This is a genomic window from Bacillus sp. FSL H8-0492 (genome assembly GCF_038006145.1).
Taxonomy (GTDB): domain Bacteria; phylum Bacillota; class Bacilli; order Bacillales; family Bacillaceae_G; genus Bacillus_A; species Bacillus_A mycoides.
This window is the reverse complement of record NZ_JBBOUP010000001.1, coordinates 2836521-2852098: the sequence shown is the minus strand read 5'-3', so window position 1 is coordinate 2852098 and position 15578 is coordinate 2836521. Positions and strand designations below refer to the sequence as shown.

Here is a 15578-nt window from a genome sequence, read left to right as displayed (position 1 = left end):
TAGTTAGCCCTCATAATGGACTAACTATCCTATAGATTATTATATGAATTTAATAAAATCGAGGTCTTCTTTTATATATGATTAATATATTATAGATTTATCATTTTTCAAACCGTATATGAACGAACTTCAACATCTTTATTAAATTTACAATCCGCATCATAATTCGTGTACTTCCATCCCAGTCTTTATTTGTAGGTATATGTTTAAAGAAAGGGGAGCAGCTTAATATTTTTATGTTAGAAGACCACTTTTCTATTGTCTTTGGATTATTTACGTAAAAATACATCATAGCGCCGTTATTACCAGCTTTTTTTACAGTAGCATTCGAAAGTGTCAGTGCGAGCTTTGATTCGGCATCAAAATATAACTCTCCTCCAGGAAAACGTTTTGCCATAGCGACAAATATCTCCTTCAGTTCTTCTTCTTTAAAGTAATAAAACACACCTGCTGATATAAAAAGAATACAGTCTTTTGGATCATATTTTATATCGTTGAACCAAGAAGTGTCAAAAAATGATTTGGCAATGCTTATATTTCGTGGTGTATCTTCAATTAATGTTTTGCGGAAAGCGATCGCATCAGGCAAATCAAGGTTATACCACTGTAGGGTACCGTTATCAATTCTTGAAAAAGTAGTGTCTAGTCCAGAACCGATATTTACTATAGTAGCATTCGGATGTTTTCTAATAAATTGTTTAATAGTATCGTCTATTTTTCTTGCACGGGTAATGTAAGTGATACATCCATATTCGCCAAATGTATCTGCTATTTTAGAGAAATCAAAGTCGCATTCTTTAATAATCCGAATAGCTTCCGTATCATCTAAAATATCCTTGTTTTTCTCACTACCATATGCTCGTCCCCATAGTGGAATAAGCATAGTACTTTGAACTGATTGTAAATCTATTTCTTTAACCATGAAACGTCCTCCATTTAATAATAAAAAAATATCATATATATATGATTAGTCGTTATTTAGCATTTTTGATAGCATTTTATTTGTTTTATACAGTCCGTAAGTTAAATCACGTTGATCTTCTTCACTGAGTTTTTCAAGATTACTAGTGAAATTATTATAAATTTGTTTCCATCTTTCATAATGTACTTTTTCAGCTTTATCTGTTAAGGAAATTAAAACAGCTCGTTTATCTACTGTATCTTGTTTTTTTACAATGTATCCGTTTTGCTCTAAATTACGAACGGTTACACTTAATTGTTGTTTAGGTATGTTTAAATAACTAGCAATCATTTTTAAATTTACAGCGACTTTTTGCTGGGCGATATACTCAACTATGTGTTGCTCTAAATGTGTAAATTCAGTGGATTTCTCTGATAATAATTTGAAAGTACCTGACATATTTAATAATAAATTCATGTATTCGTTTATTAATTCTTTATTAGTCATTATTTTTCGTGTCCTTTATCAATTTAGTAATTATTTTATTGCTATTTTTACTTAAAATCAAATAATAACATTGATATTAGTAATTGTTTATTTACTAATATCAATGTTATTTAAATCGTGAGAGATGCAGTAGAGGAAAAGTTAAAGTTTTTTATGAGCGGTGAGTAGAAAGATTATAAAATATTACTTTATACATAAAAAACTAATGAAGCCAATGTCTTTTTCAGTCATTATACTATTAATAATTTTATGTTAAAATCTTTTACATAATGAAATAAAGGGGTAGTATTCTATGGGTTATTTCTCAAATAGTTTATTAGTTTTGTTTGTTCTTATCGTATGTAGCTGTATGATTTTTGGTTGATAATATAATGATGGATTGATATAAAAGAAGGTATCTCACAAAGATGAGATACCTTCTTTTTCTTATAATTGTAATTTAGATTCAGTATTTGGTGATGGTTGAAATGTATATATTTTATACTCACCATTAATTGATATATTAAACAAATATTAAATAGAGAAATATATATGGTACCAATCTTATTAAGTTCCTTATGTTTTTAAAGAGAAGGAGTTTCATTTTTTTTTATTGAAGTATTGTTCTAGTCAGTTTAACGACGGTCAAAAATTTTATGGAATAAAAACAAAAAGGATGATGAGGAGTATTTACATGAAAACTATTTTAAATTACACGATTGAACCCCCTAAAGATTTCAATGAATTATTAACTATGTATGAATCTTTAGGATGGAATTCTCTTGAATTATCGGTTAATGAGTTAGAGCAAATGTGTAAACAAAGTTGGTATGTGATATATGCTTTTAAAGAGCAACAATTAATTGGGATGGGACGAGTAATATCAGATGGTGTAATAACGGGCATTATTTGCGGTGTATGTGTAATGCCAGAGTATCAGTCCATGGGCGTTGGAAAGGAAATAGTGGAACGATTAATCCGGCACTGTGAACAAAAACGAGTTATTCCACAACTTATGTGTGTTGAAGATTTAAAATCTTACTATGAATCAATTGGATTTGAGGAATTTTCGATTGGTATGACGAAACATATTAAACGATAGCGGGGCTTTGTAATTTAGAATTACTTGTTTATCAGGCCAATTTTTAGACTTCAAAAATTTCGTTATAAAGGAGAATAATGTTATGGAGATTGCTAAAGGGGTAGAGATGTTACATCTTGAATTTCAAGAGTATATTATTCACCCAATTCTTTTATGGGATGATGAAATGGCAGTTTTAATAGATACTGGATTTCCTGGACAAATTGAAGATATACGAATAGAGATGGGGAAGGTTGGAGTATCGTTTGATAAACTAAAAGCCGTGATTTTGACGCATCAAGATATAGATCATATAGGTAGTCTTCCTGAACTATTACAAAACTGTGGAAGTAATATAAAAGTCTATGCTCACGATCTAGATCAGCCGTATATCGAGGGGGAGTTACCTTTGTTGAAGGATGCACAAGTACAGAATCCACCGAAAGGAAAAGTGGATGATACTTTGGTTGACGGCCAAGAACTTCCATATTGCGGTGGTATTCTTATTATTCATACCCCAGGGCACACTCCTGGTCATATTAGTTTATATTTGAGACAAAGTAAAACTCTTATCGCTGGGGATTCAATGTATAGCGTAAACGGAATTTTAGGTGGAATTCATGCCCCAACTACTTTGGATATAAAAGAAGCGCAAAATTCTTTGAAGAAGTATTTAAATCTAGAAATTGATTCTGTAGTTTGTTACCATGGTGGATTAAGTAAGGGGAATATAAATGCACAAATTCAAGAGCTATAGATAAGGATTTTTTGTTAATCAGTGCTAAAGTATAATTTAATTGCTAGTATATAAATAAAACCCTTAAACTAATAAAGAGCATGTTTGAAGGAATTTCAAATGTGCTCTTTATTAAATATAATCAATTTAATTTTGATGACTTAATCCATTCCAATAAAACGAAACGATTTGTTTTGCTAATTCATCTATATTTGCAAGAGTAGGATTGTGATTCTCATCTTTAAAATTCCCGATTGATAATAAAGCGACGAAAGCATGGGCAGCAAATTTAGGATTTCCTTTAGGAATTTCTCCAAGGAGAATTGCGTTATCTAGCGCTTTTTCCAACACTTCATACATGTTATCCTCGGCATTTTTTAATTCCTTTAATTGCTCTTCAGATAAAGAAAGTTTTGCATCTTTCATAAAATTATTCATATCAATATCCATCGTTGCGTGTAAGTATACTGTAGCAAAGTTCAATAATCTTTCTTCCAAAGTTTTATTCGTAGAGAGTATTTGATCCATATTTTCTCTTATGCGCACCATCATTTGAATCATAGTAGCGGTAAATAGATCAGCTTTTGTTGAATAGTAATAGTAGACAGTTGCTTTTGTAACTCCACATTCTTTCGCGACCTCATCCATTGAAACAACTTGATAATTTTGGGTGAGAAATAACCTAGTTGCAACTTCTAAAATGATCTCTTTTGTAGACTTTGTATTTTTATTTTGACGAGGCCTTCCGAGAGGACGTTGTTTTTGATCCAAATACATTCGCTCCTGACATTTATTATTGAGATAATTATAACATAATTTTTTAATCATTCTTGATTAATTAACCGACCAGTATATATAATTAATATTGGAGGAAAAAAGGAAGGTGGGGTTTTATGAAAAAGCACCCGTTACATATGTTAGGGAGGCTTGTAGCAGGGAAGAATACGCAATGGATAACTTTATCGGTATGGATTCTTATTACATTAGTACTTTCATTTACGTTACCACAAGTAAACAGTACGAAAGAACCGAATCCGAAAAATTTACCTGAAACAGCTATGTCACAGCAAGCTGAAGCACTTATGAAAAAAGAATTTCCTAATAATGCAGGAAACCCGTTGTTAGTTGTATGGCATCGGGATGGTGGATTAGAGTCAAAAGACTACAAATTAATACAGGACGTTTATAAAGAGTTAAAAACGGACCCTTTAAAAGAACAATCATTGTTACCACCATTTGATACAATTCCAGAGCAAGTATTATCAAAAAGTGCATCAAAAGATGGTACATCATTTGTCACACCAATATTTTTTAATAAATCTGCTGGAACGGATATATTAAAAGGTAATTTAGAAGAGTTACGAAAAATAGTGAATAGTAAAGTGGATGAAGATCCGTTCAAACAAAAAATTACCGACTCTGGTTTACATGTTCGATTATCTGGACCTGTAGGTATTCAAACGGATGCGGTAAGTTTATTTAGTCAAGCTGACGTGAAATTATTAGTTGCTACTGTACTACTAGTATTGGTTTTATTAATTTTACTGTACCGTTCACCAATTTTAGCAATTTTACCTTTACTCGTTGTTGGTTTTGCATACGGAATTATCAGTCCGACACTGGGCTTTTTAGCAGACAATGGATGGATTAAAGTAGATGCACAGGCTATATCGATTATGACTGTCTTACTGTTTGGAGCAGGAACGGACTATTGTTTATTTCTTATTTCAAGATATAAAGAGTACTTGCTAGAAGAAGAAAGTAAGTATAAAGCATTGCAACTTGCGATAAAAGCATCAGGTGGAGCAATTATAATGAGTGCACTTACTGTAGTATTAGGGTTAGGAACGTTATTACTTGCTCATTATGGAGCTTTTCATCGATTCGCAGTTCCATTTAGTGTGGCTGTTTTCATTATGGGAATCGCTGCTTTAACGATTCTTCCAGCATTATTATTAATTTTCGGTAGAGTTGCATTTTTCCCGTTCATACCGAGAACAGCTGAAATGAATGAAGAGTTTGCAAGAAAGAAAAAGAAAGTAGTAAAAGTAAAAAATACTAAAGGGTTCTTTAGTAAAAAACTTGGGGATATTGTTGTACGTAAACCGTGGACAATTATTATGCTAACCGTATTTTTATTAGGAGGCTTGGCTTCATTTGTACCGCGTATTCAATACACGTACGACTTATTAGAATCATTCCCGAAAGATATGCCATCACGCGAAGGATTTACATTAATTACGGATCATTTTTCAGCTGGAGAATTAGCGCCAGTAAAGATTGTAGTTGATTCAAAGGGAAAAGATTTACCTATTAAACAAGAAATAGAGAAATTATCTTTTGTTAATAAAGTGAAAGAGCCAATGAAGGGAAAAGAAAATAATCAATTGCAAATATATGAAGTTTCTTTAGTGGAAAACCCATACTCAATTGAAGCATTAGATCAAATCCCTAAATTGAAAAATAGTGTAGAAAAGGTATTAAAAGATGAAGGAATTAGTCAAGCTGAGAATCATTTATGGATTGGCGGAGAAACAGCTTCCTTATATGATACAAAGCAAATTACTGAACGGGATGAAGCGGTTATTATTCCGGTTATGATTAGTATCATCGCTTTACTTTTACTCGTGTATTTACGTTCAATCGTTGCGATGATTTACTTAATTGTAACTGTCGTTTTATCTTTCTTCTCTGCATTAGGAGCAGGCTGGATTTTACTGCATTTCGGTATGGGAGCTCCCGCGATACAAGGTGCGATACCGTTATATGCATTCGTATTTTTAGTTGCTTTAGGAGAGGATTATAATATCTTTATGGTTTCTGAAATATGGAAGAATAAAAAGAAACAAAATCATTTAGAAGCAGTTAAAAATGGTGTTATACAAACAGGTAGTGTAATTACATCCGCAGGTTTAATTTTAGCAGGAACATTTGCAGTATTAGGTACATTACCAATTCAAGTTTTAGTTCAATTCGGTATTGTGACAGCAATCGGTGTATTGCTAGATACATTTATTGTAAGACCACTGCTTGTACCTGCGATTACAGTCGTTTTAGGACGCTTCGCTTTTTGGCCAGGGAAACTTTCTAAAAAGAGAGAAGAAGTAAAAAAATTGGATATATAATAGAGAAGAGCCAAGGATATTTTCCTTGGCTCTTTTCTATGTAGTTCATTAATTTTTTGAAGTCAAATCATCAGTTACAACGTGATCAGCATCTTCAATGGTTGTTTCGGGCATTCCATATAAGCCGTTCATTGCTTGTTCTTCGATATTAAGATTTGCAGTATTATTATTTTGAATAGATGTAGTGTTTTCGATAACATTTTCTTTTTTATTTACATTTTTGTCATTCATGTTTGAATCCTCCAAACGTCATTTGATTTATTAATAGTATGTGGATGGATTTCCAGAAATATGTGAACGAATTTCTGCAGATGTTATATAGTTAAATAAAAAGCTTAGTATTAAATTTAAACTGTAAGGAGTGAACAAGTGTGGTGAAAACAAGAAAGTTAGCCTTCTAAAATAAAAATAAAATTTTAGGAGGCTATTAAAATGAAGTTTCATGTAATTGACAGAGAAAATTGGAATAGAGAGCAGTATTTTGAACATTATTTAAAATTAAAGTGTTCGTTTAGTATGACAGCGAATGTTGATATTACGATGATGCTAGAGGAAATACATCAAAAGGAAATCAAATTTTATCCGACTTTTATTTATGTAATTTCTAGAGTGATAAATAAACATACAGAATTTCGAACATGTTTTAATGATGAAGGAGTTTTAGGGTATTGGGAGGAAATGATACCTAGTTATACAATCTTTCATAAAGATGATAAATCTTTTTCAAGTATATGGACGGGTTATTCTAGCGATTTCCACATTTTCTATAAAAACTATGAAGAGGATATGAGATGTTATGCTAATGTTCATGGTTTCCTCACGAAAGAAAATATTCCGCCAAATATTTTTCCGATTTCTGGTATACCTTGGACTAGTTTTACAGGATTTAATTTAAATATTAATAATGATGGTGATTCTTTATTACCAATTATTACTTGTGGGAAATATTTCAATGATGGAAGCAGGGTTATGCTACCTGTTTCATTGCAAGTACATCATGCGGTTTGTGATGGATATCATGCGAGTCGATTTATAGAGGATTTACAGGAGCTAGCTAATACTTGTAACGAGTGGCTTAAGTAATATCTAATTATTAATTATATAAAATTGAAAATGAATAAGCGTTAAAATAAAAAGAAGAGAACATATGTATATTACATGTTCTCTTCTTTTTATTCATTCATATTAAGTAACAGTGGAAAATATAGGTTGATTTGTAGTTTAATAGTAAAGAGAGTGATTAGTTTTAAATTTCTTTATTTTATAATTATTTAAGGGTTCAAATGTTTTAATAGGGGGAAGGTAAAGTGAAATTCATACGTATTGAAAAAGATGAAATCCTAATTAATAATATGGCAAAATTGTATTGTAAAGCATTTGAGAAAACAAATTTTACTGAAATGATTGAGAGAATGAAAAGACATATAGAATATGCAGATTTTAAAGGTATAGTAGCAATAAATGATGAAAATGAGGTAGTTGGTTTTACTTATGGTTATCGCTCATTAGAAGGGCAGTACTATAATCAATTAATGAGAGAAGCGTTAAATCTAGAACAAGCAGACGAATGGTTACAGGATTGTTTTGAATTTGTAGAGTTAGCAGTTCACCCACAATATCGAAATGAAGGTCTTGGAATGAAATTACATAATGAATTATTAGAAGGGATTTCAAATAGAACGAGTATTTTAACAACACAAATAAACAATGAAAAAGCGCGTTCTTTATATAAAAGATTGGATTGGGTGGATGTATTAGAGCCATTTCACCCAAGTAAAAGTGATGCCCCATATGTAATAATGGGAAAAATATTAAAGACAAAAGTAAATTAATAACTATATCGTTCACAAAAGTTATCGGTTTATAACAATGAAGGGGAAAACAAAAATGACAATAATATCTATAGAAAAAGCTACAATTTTAGATGCTGAAAAGTTAACAGAAATAATGAAAAGAACATTTGATGAAGAAGCAAAGCGATGGTTATACGGCCAAGGTGATGTAATTGATTATAACATTCAACCGCCAGGATATTCTTCAGTTGAAATGATGAAATATTCAATTGAAGAATTGGATACTTACAAAGTGATAATGGGTGAAAAAGTAATCGGGGGAATTATAGTTACGATCTCTGGTAAATCGTACGGAAGAATCGATCGTATTTTTGTAGAGCCTTTTCTTCAAGGAAAAGGAATTGGATCGCGGGTTATTAAGTTAATAGAAGAAAAATTTCCGAACATAAGGATTTGGGATCTTGAAACATCTAGTAGACAAATTAATAATCATCATTTTTATAAAAAAATGGGCTATGAAATAATTTTTAAATCTGAAGATGAGTATTGCTATGTAAAAAGAAAAAATGTAGATGCAGTTGGAGAGAACCTAATTAAAAATAAAGATATGAAAAATGGTCAATACGAAAACTGTAATTTGGTTAATACAGAATATTATCAAGTAAATTTAAAAAATAGTGCATTTGTTGGTAGTAATATAATGCATATGAATATGAGTAATTGTAATATAAGTCAATCAACCTTTAGAAATATTAATTTTAGAAATTCCTCATATGCAGATTTAAATATTTCTGGCAGTAAATTTAATTTTGTGACTTTAGGTGGAGTTCAATTTAGAGATACAAGCCTTGGAGAGGATAAAGATCCTATTTCATTTGATAGATGTGATTTGGAAAGTACTACAATACGTAGTAGTAATCTGAAAAATATTGAAATAGAAAATTGTGATATTACCGGTATGAAAATAAATGGTATTTCAGTAGAAGAACTGCTTGAGTTGTATAATAGGGTGAAAAATTAAATAAAAAATCACTTAGCATATTCTAAGTGATTTTTTCATTTTGAACGAGAGGGGAATATAAGAGATGATGTTCAAAAAGCGAATATTATATCGAAATAATTATATAAAAATAACACAAAGAAATAAGGGTTGGCAGGATTTTAATATGGGATATTAGAATATGAATATTTGAATGGAGGGGAGAAAGATGGAGATTAACGTTAGAGCAGTAGAAATACAAGATGCTAGAGCAATTCATCGTATATGCATACAAGATGATGTTTTACCTTATATGGTTTTCTTACCTAGTATGCGTGTAGATGCAATGGAGAATAGAATTCGAAATTTAGCACAGAATCAATTTGAATTTGTAGCAGAATATGATGGAGAAGTTGTTGGATTTGTCGGTTTAACCCAAAGTCCAGGGCGAAGATCTCACTCGGGTGATTTATTCATCGGAGTAGATAGTGAGTATCACAATAAAGGAATTGGAAAAGCACTTCTTACAAAAATGCTTGATTTAGCTGATAATTGGCTAATGTTAGAACGAGTGGAACTTGGTGTATTAGAAACGAATCCTAGAGCCAAAGTATTATATGAAAAATTTGGATTTATCGAAGAGGGTGTAAAGGTTGGGAATTTGAAGGCTCATGGGAATTTTGTTAACGAAATCATGATGAGTCGTTTTAGACCAAATGGTTTGATTGTACATAATAAATAGGGGTGTAAATTGAACAGAAATATCGATTTGTTTTGAAAAAAGTATGGCAAAAGGACACCATGCTTTTTTAGTTTGTTAAAAATAAAGAGCAATTTTTATTTAACGAATGTTTTAACGGATGAAGCATTAGGAATCATCTTGATCTGGAAAGCATATGACTTAATAGAATCTATTTCTATGTGCAAGGGGAATGCATATGTGGAAATTTCAAAAACCTTGAAAAAACCATCGCATAAGTATATTTAAATTTTATTTATTTTCATACATAGCATAATTGCGCATTCAAGGAACAAGGAGTGATTGTAATGTCGACAGACCAACCTATTCCTGGACATTTTATTATGGACCCACAGCGGGCTATGCTGTTGCCACCGGAATTGAAAGCAGCTCCACCTGAATCATTAACAGAACAATTATTTATTGAACGATCTATAACTGAAAATAGATTTTGGTTACGTATTATGAAAGAGCATGCTTTGTTTCTTGGTGAGGGGTTTAATCGTAACGATAAAAATTTAATTCAGCAAGTAGAACAGTTTTATAATCAGTTTGATAGGCAGCTGCAAAAAGCATTTACTATTCCACAAACTGTTCAAGCGGTAAGGCAATTAAATGAAGAGAGCATTCAGTTAGTGTATGCTTTTCGTAATTATAAAAGAAACTTACTAATTTTAATCATCAATTGTAAAGTGAAAGGGTTTAATTTTCCACTTTTAGTGGATCATGTTGCACGAGAAGCAGAATATTTTATGCGGACACTTCAAAAGTTTAACGAAGGGAAAATGGATCCTATTCAAGATGCGATTATTAGTGAGAATGTTTTCTGGCTGCGTATTATGATGGAACACTCACGTTTTATTGGATCATTACTGGATCAATCGGAAAGAAATCTTGTTCATACAGCGTTGAAATTCGGTGATGATTTCGAAATTTTGCTTAATCAAGCTAGAGATGTTGAATCGATGTTATATCAAAAAGAACCGACATACCCGATTATAGGAAAAATGAATAAAGATAGTGAAAATGCCACTGTTGAGTTAAGGGATTTCAAAAAAGCAGGATTAGAGTTAATTCAAACATGTCAAATCCGAAATGTCATAAATCCATTGCTTGCTGATCATGTTACAAGAGAGGCAGAGCATTTCCTCTTCATGATTCATGTATTGGAGCAAAGGCTAAAGCAAAAGCAAGTGGAACAATCTCCGCAATAATAAATAAACAAGAAAAGCATGGCAAACTAATGTCATGCTTTTCTTGTTTATCCCGCTATTTGTGGGCAGTAAAACTCCCACCTCAAAATTTGGCTGGAGCAAAGAAGTTATGTGGGAGTCGGGCTGCCCGTAAACGCCCGATTGGTGAAGGCTAATAATCAGCGGGGGATGAACAAAACCCCCACTGATTAAAGTTTCACTTTATAAATTGTGATTTGATTGTTTCGGTTGTAATAAAAATATTGCTAATCCAATGAAAATAAGTAGAATTCCTAGTCCTTGCTGTAAAGAAATTGTTTCATCTAAAATGAAATAGGCTAAAATACAAGTTCCAATTGTCTCTCCTAAAATACTCATTGAGATAATAGTAGCGCTCATCCATTTTAATAACCAATTGAAAATTGTTTGTCCTAAAATCGTTGCAATGAATGCAAGACCTATAAAGGACCACCATGTTTGTGCATTGTAATTGAAGAAAGATGACTGCTGTGTGTAAGCAAATATACCGAGAAAAAGTGAACTACTGCCATAACTAATTACCGAGTACGGTATTAGGGATAGGTCTTTACGAACATATTGACTGATGAAAAAGTAAGCTGTTATGACGCCAGCAGCAATAAAAGCTAAAATATCGCCGTATAAAGCCTCACCACTAATTTGAAAATCTTGCCACCCAATCACGATACTTCCTGAAATTGCAATAAGGCAGCCTATAATTGCACCTTTCGTAAACCGTTCCTTAAATAAAAAATAACCACCGATCATTGAAAATAAAGGTTGCAACGTTACGATAACTGTAGAACTTGCTACAGAAGTATACTGTAATGATTCAAACCATAGTACATAATGAGCTGCTAGAAATAATCCAGATAAGATTCCAAATCCCCATTGCTTTTTTGATAATGAGCGAAGTTCGCTGCGATTGTTTGTATTAAATATTAGAAACGGTAAAAGAATTACCGTAGCAAACAATAATCGATAAAAAGCAGTGATTGCTGCAGGGGCATCGGCTATTTTTACGAAGATAGCTGAAGTAGATAAGGCGAACACGCCGAAAAATAAGATGAAATATGAAAGAATAGGTGATTTCAAAGTTTGTCCCTCCGATTGGTTGTTTATTATAATGAACTGTATATAATATAATGTACAAAAGTTAGTATATAAGCCTAAGATGAAATAAGGAAGGATTAATTGCCACTGTTTAGTATGTCAGCACAAAAGGGACAAAAGATGTATTATGATGGACGAAAGGAAGTTGTAACAATGATTCATTATCGGCTAGGTCAAACTGTTTTAAGTTATCGTAAGAAAAATAATATGACAATTCGTGAATTTGCTGATTATGCAGGAATCAGTACTTCACTTATTAGTCAAATTGAAAGAGGACATGCCAATCCTTCTTTAAATGTATTGGAATTAATAGCGAAAGCATTAAATGTACCGCTGTTTACTCTTTTTATTAATGATATTGATACAGACTCACTTATTTCTAAGAAGAAAGATCGGAAAAAAGTATATCGAGAAAATAATGATCATATTGTTTATGATGTGTTAACACCAGATTTTATGAAAGCTCGCATTGAAATGTTAATGATGGATTTAAACGGATATGCAAATACAACAGAAAGTCATTATTCCCACGAAGATAAGGAAGAAATTGCAGTTGTAATGAAAGGGGAAGTGTATGTGGAATTGGAAGGGAATGAATATTTTTTAGAAGAAGGAGATGTTGTGCGTATTCCACCGAACGTGAAACATAGATTTTTGAATAAGAGTGATGAAATGAATCACATCTTATTTGTATTAACACCTTCGTTAAGCTAAGGAAGTAGCTTAAGGATACATACTAAGTGGTAACATAATAGAAAGTATCAATTACATAAAGATTCGCGTATATAATAAAACAACTATCTATAAATACATACACATTTGATTTTCACTTTGTATGTTTAAGAAGATGAGAGATTTGACAAAAAAATAAGATAGTTCCATGACTATCAAACCAAATAATTCAGATAAAAAAAGAGTGAAAATTTTTAAGGCTTTGGCAGGAGTAAAACGAGAGATTGTTCGTTATTTATTTCATAATCAAAACAAACACAATTGTGGAAGATTGAGACTGCATTAGGGATGAATAAGTATCATCTCAAAATATTATTAGAAGCAAATTTAATTCTTGTTGAGCGACAGGGGCAATTTTAATTTATAACTGTAAAGGAGGAAACCTTTCAAGAGTTTTCACCTGGCTTTTTGCCGACTTTGTAGATGCTAAAAAACCATTTTTATTAGGGTTTAGAGGGGATAAGAGAGATGGAAAATATAAGTGTATTAAAAGATGGGCTTTCAATTATATCTCAATGTAAAAAAGAAACAAATGATATTTGGCATGCACATTTCGGAGCAGCTGCCATTGCTAGTTATTTTTTTACGAAAAACAATAACATTGATGAAAAAACTGCCTGTAACATTTATTCTCAAGCGAAAATGATGCTCCATAAGCAAAGGTTAGGCGAAACAATTGATAATAAACAAGGTGTCGATTATCAAAGTGCTGAAGAAACGATAATTAAATCTTTGGAACAAACGATTGATGAACTCCATTGGGTTGGTCATAATGTAATTTACGCTTCTTTAAGTTTACTAGCTATTAAGGAGTTAAGTCATTGGGGGAGTGAGCAAGATATTAATAATATAGCAAACCTTATATTATCGTTTCAAAAAACAATTCCCGGTAGATCTTGGATTGGTTTTACAACTAAAGAAGTAAAGCAACTAATTATAAATGATGAGGAGATTCAAAGCGAAATTAAAAACCCGAAGCAATTATCTGATTTTATTTTAAGTGAATTATCTGAATTTGACGTTATATATAAGGCAGAATCACATCACGATTTAATTGGTCATATGCTTACCTTCTCACATGCGATTAATATATTATATGACTTAGGGCATATAGAATTATTTCAACGAGGAATAAAACCACTATTAAAGCTAGTTTATGTACTTAGAAAAAGTCGCAATTTAATGCCGAATGCCCAAATAATATTGAATTCTCCTGTAGATCGTTTACCTCTTAAAAAAGCAAAACAAGTTGATACACTTCCGCTAGATAATGCATTCTGGCTTAAAGACTACAGCGAATTTAATTGGGATTTTGGACACATATTTAAATTTTCATATAGTTATTTTGATCACTTAACAAGGGTTCCAGAATATAAAGATAAAACATTTGAGAAATTCTGTTGTATTATTAATGAGTAAAAGTGTCTAACTTTAAATTAATAGTAAATGGTACACATTCATAAACTAACATATTTATAAAAAATGGTAGAAAATTATAATGACCTGTAATAATAGGCTTAGTTTAAGTCTCTTTTTTTGTTAGTAGTATATTGTTTTTTCAAATATGTAAGATTTTACATTAGCATGAGACTTTTACTTATTATGTAAGTAGGCTATACTAAAATACATATATTTTGAAATTGGAGCGAATAAAGACGACATGGAATTAGTGAAGTTAGAAAAAATAATTGAATTGAAAAAAGAAGAATTATTGAATCTAGTCTCAAATTATGGACTTCAACATGAAAAAGTAATAGCACTCAGCCAAGAAATTGACAAATTAATAAACTGGTTTATGTTTTTAAAATAGAAAGAACTATGACGTGAGTTGAATATGTTATAGTTCTTTTTTATTTGGTAATTTAGAAATATATTCGATATACTACCAATAAATAGAATGTTCAGTTTTAAAGGAGGGGGATAAATGATACTACATACGCATATTTCAGGTGAAGGGGAACCAATTGTGCTTTTACATTCTGGTGGTATGACAGGTTTAGTAGAGTTTGAAGAACAGGTAGAATTTTTTACAGAAAAACAATATAAAGTAATTCGTCCTGATTTGAGGGGACATGGAGAATCAGGAGGTACATTAGATAATTATTTTCTTTGCTCTGCTGATGATTTGAATGATACACTAGAACATTTGCAAATTAATAGTTGTCATATAGCGGGTGTTTCACTAGGGGGGATAGCCGCTTTATTATTTGCAAAAAAATATCCAGATAAAGTGAGGACATTAACTTTTTCAGGTATCTTTCCTATTGAGCGAGATAATTGGGAAGAGTCTCAGGAGTATGAAGTAAAGTGTCATCAACAGTTGATGGAAAATGAAGAAGTTGTAACTTATATGAATCAAATTCATGTAAAAAGTGATTGGAAAGGGTTGCTGAAATCGTGGCAAGTTAAGGAGTGGTACCCATTTCATGAAACAGGTGATGTAGCTAATCTTCAAGTACCTACACTGTGTATTGTTGGGGGAGATTCAGCAGATGAAGTTACAGCCGCTACAACGTTTAAACAATTAAACAACAATATACATATTGCTGTTATTCCGTTTGCAGGTCATTTAGTGCATAATGATCAGCCTAAAATATATTCATATATATTGTCTAATTTCTTACAGAATGCGCAAGCGGCTAGTCGACTATGATAATTTTTGGTTATAATAATAAAGGAATT

17 protein-coding genes are annotated in these 15578 nt (G+C 31.6%); 12 read left to right on the top strand and 5 right to left on the bottom strand.

Going from position 1 to position 15578, the window contains the following annotated elements; all coding sequences use genetic code 11:
* Positions 1–100: 100 nt before the first annotated feature.
* Both MHH66_RS14685 and MHH66_RS14680 read right to left on the bottom strand, forming a co-directional pair.
* Complete coding sequence (locus MHH66_RS14685; RefSeq protein ID WP_078185926.1) at positions 101–922, bottom strand: class I SAM-dependent methyltransferase; 822 nt, start codon at positions 920–922, stop codon at positions 101–103.
* A gap of 45 nt (positions 923–967) precedes the next feature.
* Positions 968–1408, bottom strand: coding sequence for a MarR family winged helix-turn-helix transcriptional regulator (locus tag MHH66_RS14680; RefSeq protein WP_002127325.1), 441 nt, complete (start codon positions 1406–1408; stop codon positions 968–970).
* Between the two features lie 673 nt (positions 1409–2081).
* Between MHH66_RS14680 and MHH66_RS14675 the strand changes: the two genes are divergently transcribed.
* Both MHH66_RS14675 and MHH66_RS14670 read left to right on the top strand, forming a co-directional pair.
* Positions 2082–2489: a GNAT family N-acetyltransferase gene (locus MHH66_RS14675; protein WP_063219548.1), complete on the top strand. Its 408-nt coding sequence runs from the start codon at positions 2082–2084 to the stop codon at positions 2487–2489.
* Positions 2490–2571: 82 nt separating this feature from the next.
* Positions 2572–3225: an MBL fold metallo-hydrolase gene (locus MHH66_RS14670; protein ID WP_078185925.1), complete on the top strand. Its 654-nt coding sequence runs from the start codon at positions 2572–2574 to the stop codon at positions 3223–3225.
* Between the two features lie 126 nt (positions 3226–3351).
* Here the strand turns inward: MHH66_RS14670 and MHH66_RS14665 are convergent, their stop codons facing one another.
* Complete coding sequence (locus MHH66_RS14665) at positions 3352–3975, bottom strand: TetR/AcrR family transcriptional regulator (protein ID WP_078185924.1); 624 nt, start codon at positions 3973–3975, stop codon at positions 3352–3354.
* Between the two features lie 122 nt (positions 3976–4097).
* On the opposite strand from MHH66_RS14665, the gene MHH66_RS14660 reads away from it, so the two are divergent.
* Positions 4098–6329: an MMPL family transporter gene (locus MHH66_RS14660; RefSeq protein WP_078185923.1), complete on the top strand. Its 2232-nt coding sequence runs from the start codon at positions 4098–4100 to the stop codon at positions 6327–6329.
* Positions 6330–6377: 48 nt separating this feature from the next.
* On the opposite strand, the gene MHH66_RS14655 is transcribed toward MHH66_RS14660, so the two are convergent.
* On the bottom strand, positions 6378–6560 hold the full coding sequence (locus MHH66_RS14655; protein WP_002012828.1) for a DUF4021 domain-containing protein: 183 nt from the start codon (positions 6558–6560) through the stop codon (positions 6378–6380).
* Between the two features lie 201 nt (positions 6561–6761).
* On the opposite strand from MHH66_RS14655, the gene catA reads away from it, so the two are divergent.
* The 5 genes from catA to MHH66_RS14630 all read left to right on the top strand — a co-directional run bounded on the left by catA (position 6762) and on the right by MHH66_RS14630 (position 11054).
* Positions 6762–7412: a type A chloramphenicol O-acetyltransferase gene (gene catA, locus MHH66_RS14650; RefSeq protein WP_078185922.1), complete on the top strand. Its 651-nt coding sequence runs from the start codon at positions 6762–6764 to the stop codon at positions 7410–7412.
* Positions 7413–7636: 224 nt separating this feature from the next.
* Positions 7637–8161, top strand: a complete 525-nt coding sequence (locus MHH66_RS14645; protein ID WP_002141727.1) for a GNAT family N-acetyltransferase — start codon at positions 7637–7639, stop codon at positions 8159–8161.
* Positions 8162–8198: 37 nt separating this feature from the next.
* Complete coding sequence (locus tag MHH66_RS14640; RefSeq protein WP_176126956.1) at positions 8199–9143, top strand: GNAT family N-acetyltransferase; 945 nt, start codon at positions 8199–8201, stop codon at positions 9141–9143.
* A 187-nt stretch (positions 9144–9330) separates the two neighbouring features.
* Positions 9331–9843, top strand: coding sequence for a GNAT family N-acetyltransferase (locus MHH66_RS14635; RefSeq protein ID WP_002168410.1), 513 nt, complete (start codon positions 9331–9333; stop codon positions 9841–9843).
* Positions 9844–10148: 305 nt separating this feature from the next.
* The gene (locus MHH66_RS14630) at positions 10149–11054 is read left to right on the top strand and encodes a DUF2935 domain-containing protein (protein ID WP_078185920.1); all 906 of its coding nucleotides are present in this window, start codon (positions 10149–10151) and stop codon (positions 11052–11054) included.
* A 201-nt stretch (positions 11055–11255) separates the two neighbouring features.
* On the opposite strand, the gene MHH66_RS14625 is transcribed toward MHH66_RS14630, so the two are convergent.
* A complete protein-coding gene (locus tag MHH66_RS14625; protein ID WP_078185919.1) occupies positions 11256–12146 on the bottom strand; it encodes a DMT family transporter in 891 nt (296 codons plus the stop codon).
* A gap of 114 nt (positions 12147–12260) precedes the next feature.
* Between MHH66_RS14625 and MHH66_RS14620 the strand changes: the two genes are divergently transcribed.
* The 4 genes from MHH66_RS14620 (at position 12261) to MHH66_RS14605 (ending at position 15549) form a co-directional block, all read left to right on the top strand.
* The gene (locus MHH66_RS14620) at positions 12261–12878 is read left to right on the top strand and encodes a helix-turn-helix domain-containing protein (protein ID WP_002031957.1); all 618 of its coding nucleotides are present in this window, start codon (positions 12261–12263) and stop codon (positions 12876–12878) included.
* Positions 12879–13364: 486 nt separating this feature from the next.
* Positions 13365–14315 carry a hypothetical protein gene (locus MHH66_RS14615; protein ID WP_078185918.1) on the top strand — a complete coding sequence of 317 codons (951 nt, stop codon included), beginning with the start codon at positions 13365–13367 and terminating at the stop codon, positions 14313–14315.
* Positions 14316–14556: 241 nt separating this feature from the next.
* Positions 14557–14706: an aspartyl-phosphate phosphatase Spo0E family protein gene (locus MHH66_RS14610; RefSeq protein WP_002012842.1), complete on the top strand. Its 150-nt coding sequence runs from the start codon at positions 14557–14559 to the stop codon at positions 14704–14706.
* A 114-nt stretch (positions 14707–14820) separates the two neighbouring features.
* Positions 14821–15549 (top strand): alpha/beta fold hydrolase, encoded by a 729-nt coding sequence (locus MHH66_RS14605; RefSeq protein WP_002141734.1) that lies wholly within the window; start codon positions 14821–14823, stop codon positions 15547–15549.
* Positions 15550–15578: the final 29 nt, after the last annotated feature.

What these genes read in the sequence shown, in the direction of transcription:
- MHH66_RS14685 (WP_078185926.1), bottom strand. Translation starts at nt 922, where the DNA reads ATGGTTAAAGAAATAGATTTACAATCAGTTCAAAGTACTATGCTTATT.
- MHH66_RS14680 (WP_002127325.1), bottom strand. Translation starts at nt 1,408, where the DNA reads ATGACTAATAAAGAATTAATAAACGAATACATGAATTTATTATTAAAT.
- MHH66_RS14675 (WP_063219548.1), top strand. Translation starts at nt 2,082, where the DNA reads ATGAAAACTATTTTAAATTACACGATTGAACCCCCTAAAGATTTCAAT.
- MHH66_RS14670 (WP_078185925.1), top strand. Translation starts at nt 2,572, where the DNA reads ATGGAGATTGCTAAAGGGGTAGAGATGTTACATCTTGAATTTCAAGAG.
- MHH66_RS14660 (WP_078185923.1), top strand. Translation starts at nt 4,098, where the DNA reads ATGAAAAAGCACCCGTTACATATGTTAGGGAGGCTTGTAGCAGGGAAG.
- MHH66_RS14655 (WP_002012828.1), bottom strand. Translation starts at nt 6,560, where the DNA reads ATGAATGACAAAAATGTAAATAAAAAAGAAAATGTTATCGAAAACACT.
- catA (WP_078185922.1), top strand. Translation starts at nt 6,762, where the DNA reads ATGAAGTTTCATGTAATTGACAGAGAAAATTGGAATAGAGAGCAGTAT.
- MHH66_RS14640 (WP_176126956.1), top strand. Translation starts at nt 8,199, where the DNA reads ATGAAGGGGAAAACAAAAATGACAATAATATCTATAGAAAAAGCTACA.
- MHH66_RS14635 (WP_002168410.1), top strand. Translation starts at nt 9,331, where the DNA reads ATGGAGATTAACGTTAGAGCAGTAGAAATACAAGATGCTAGAGCAATT.
- MHH66_RS14630 (WP_078185920.1), top strand. Translation starts at nt 10,149, where the DNA reads ATGTCGACAGACCAACCTATTCCTGGACATTTTATTATGGACCCACAG.
- MHH66_RS14620 (WP_002031957.1), top strand. Translation starts at nt 12,261, where the DNA reads ATGTCAGCACAAAAGGGACAAAAGATGTATTATGATGGACGAAAGGAA.
- MHH66_RS14615 (WP_078185918.1), top strand. Translation starts at nt 13,365, where the DNA reads ATGGAAAATATAAGTGTATTAAAAGATGGGCTTTCAATTATATCTCAA.
- MHH66_RS14610 (WP_002012842.1), top strand. Translation starts at nt 14,557, where the DNA reads ATGGAATTAGTGAAGTTAGAAAAAATAATTGAATTGAAAAAAGAAGAA.
- MHH66_RS14605 (WP_002141734.1), top strand. Translation starts at nt 14,821, where the DNA reads ATGATACTACATACGCATATTTCAGGTGAAGGGGAACCAATTGTGCTT.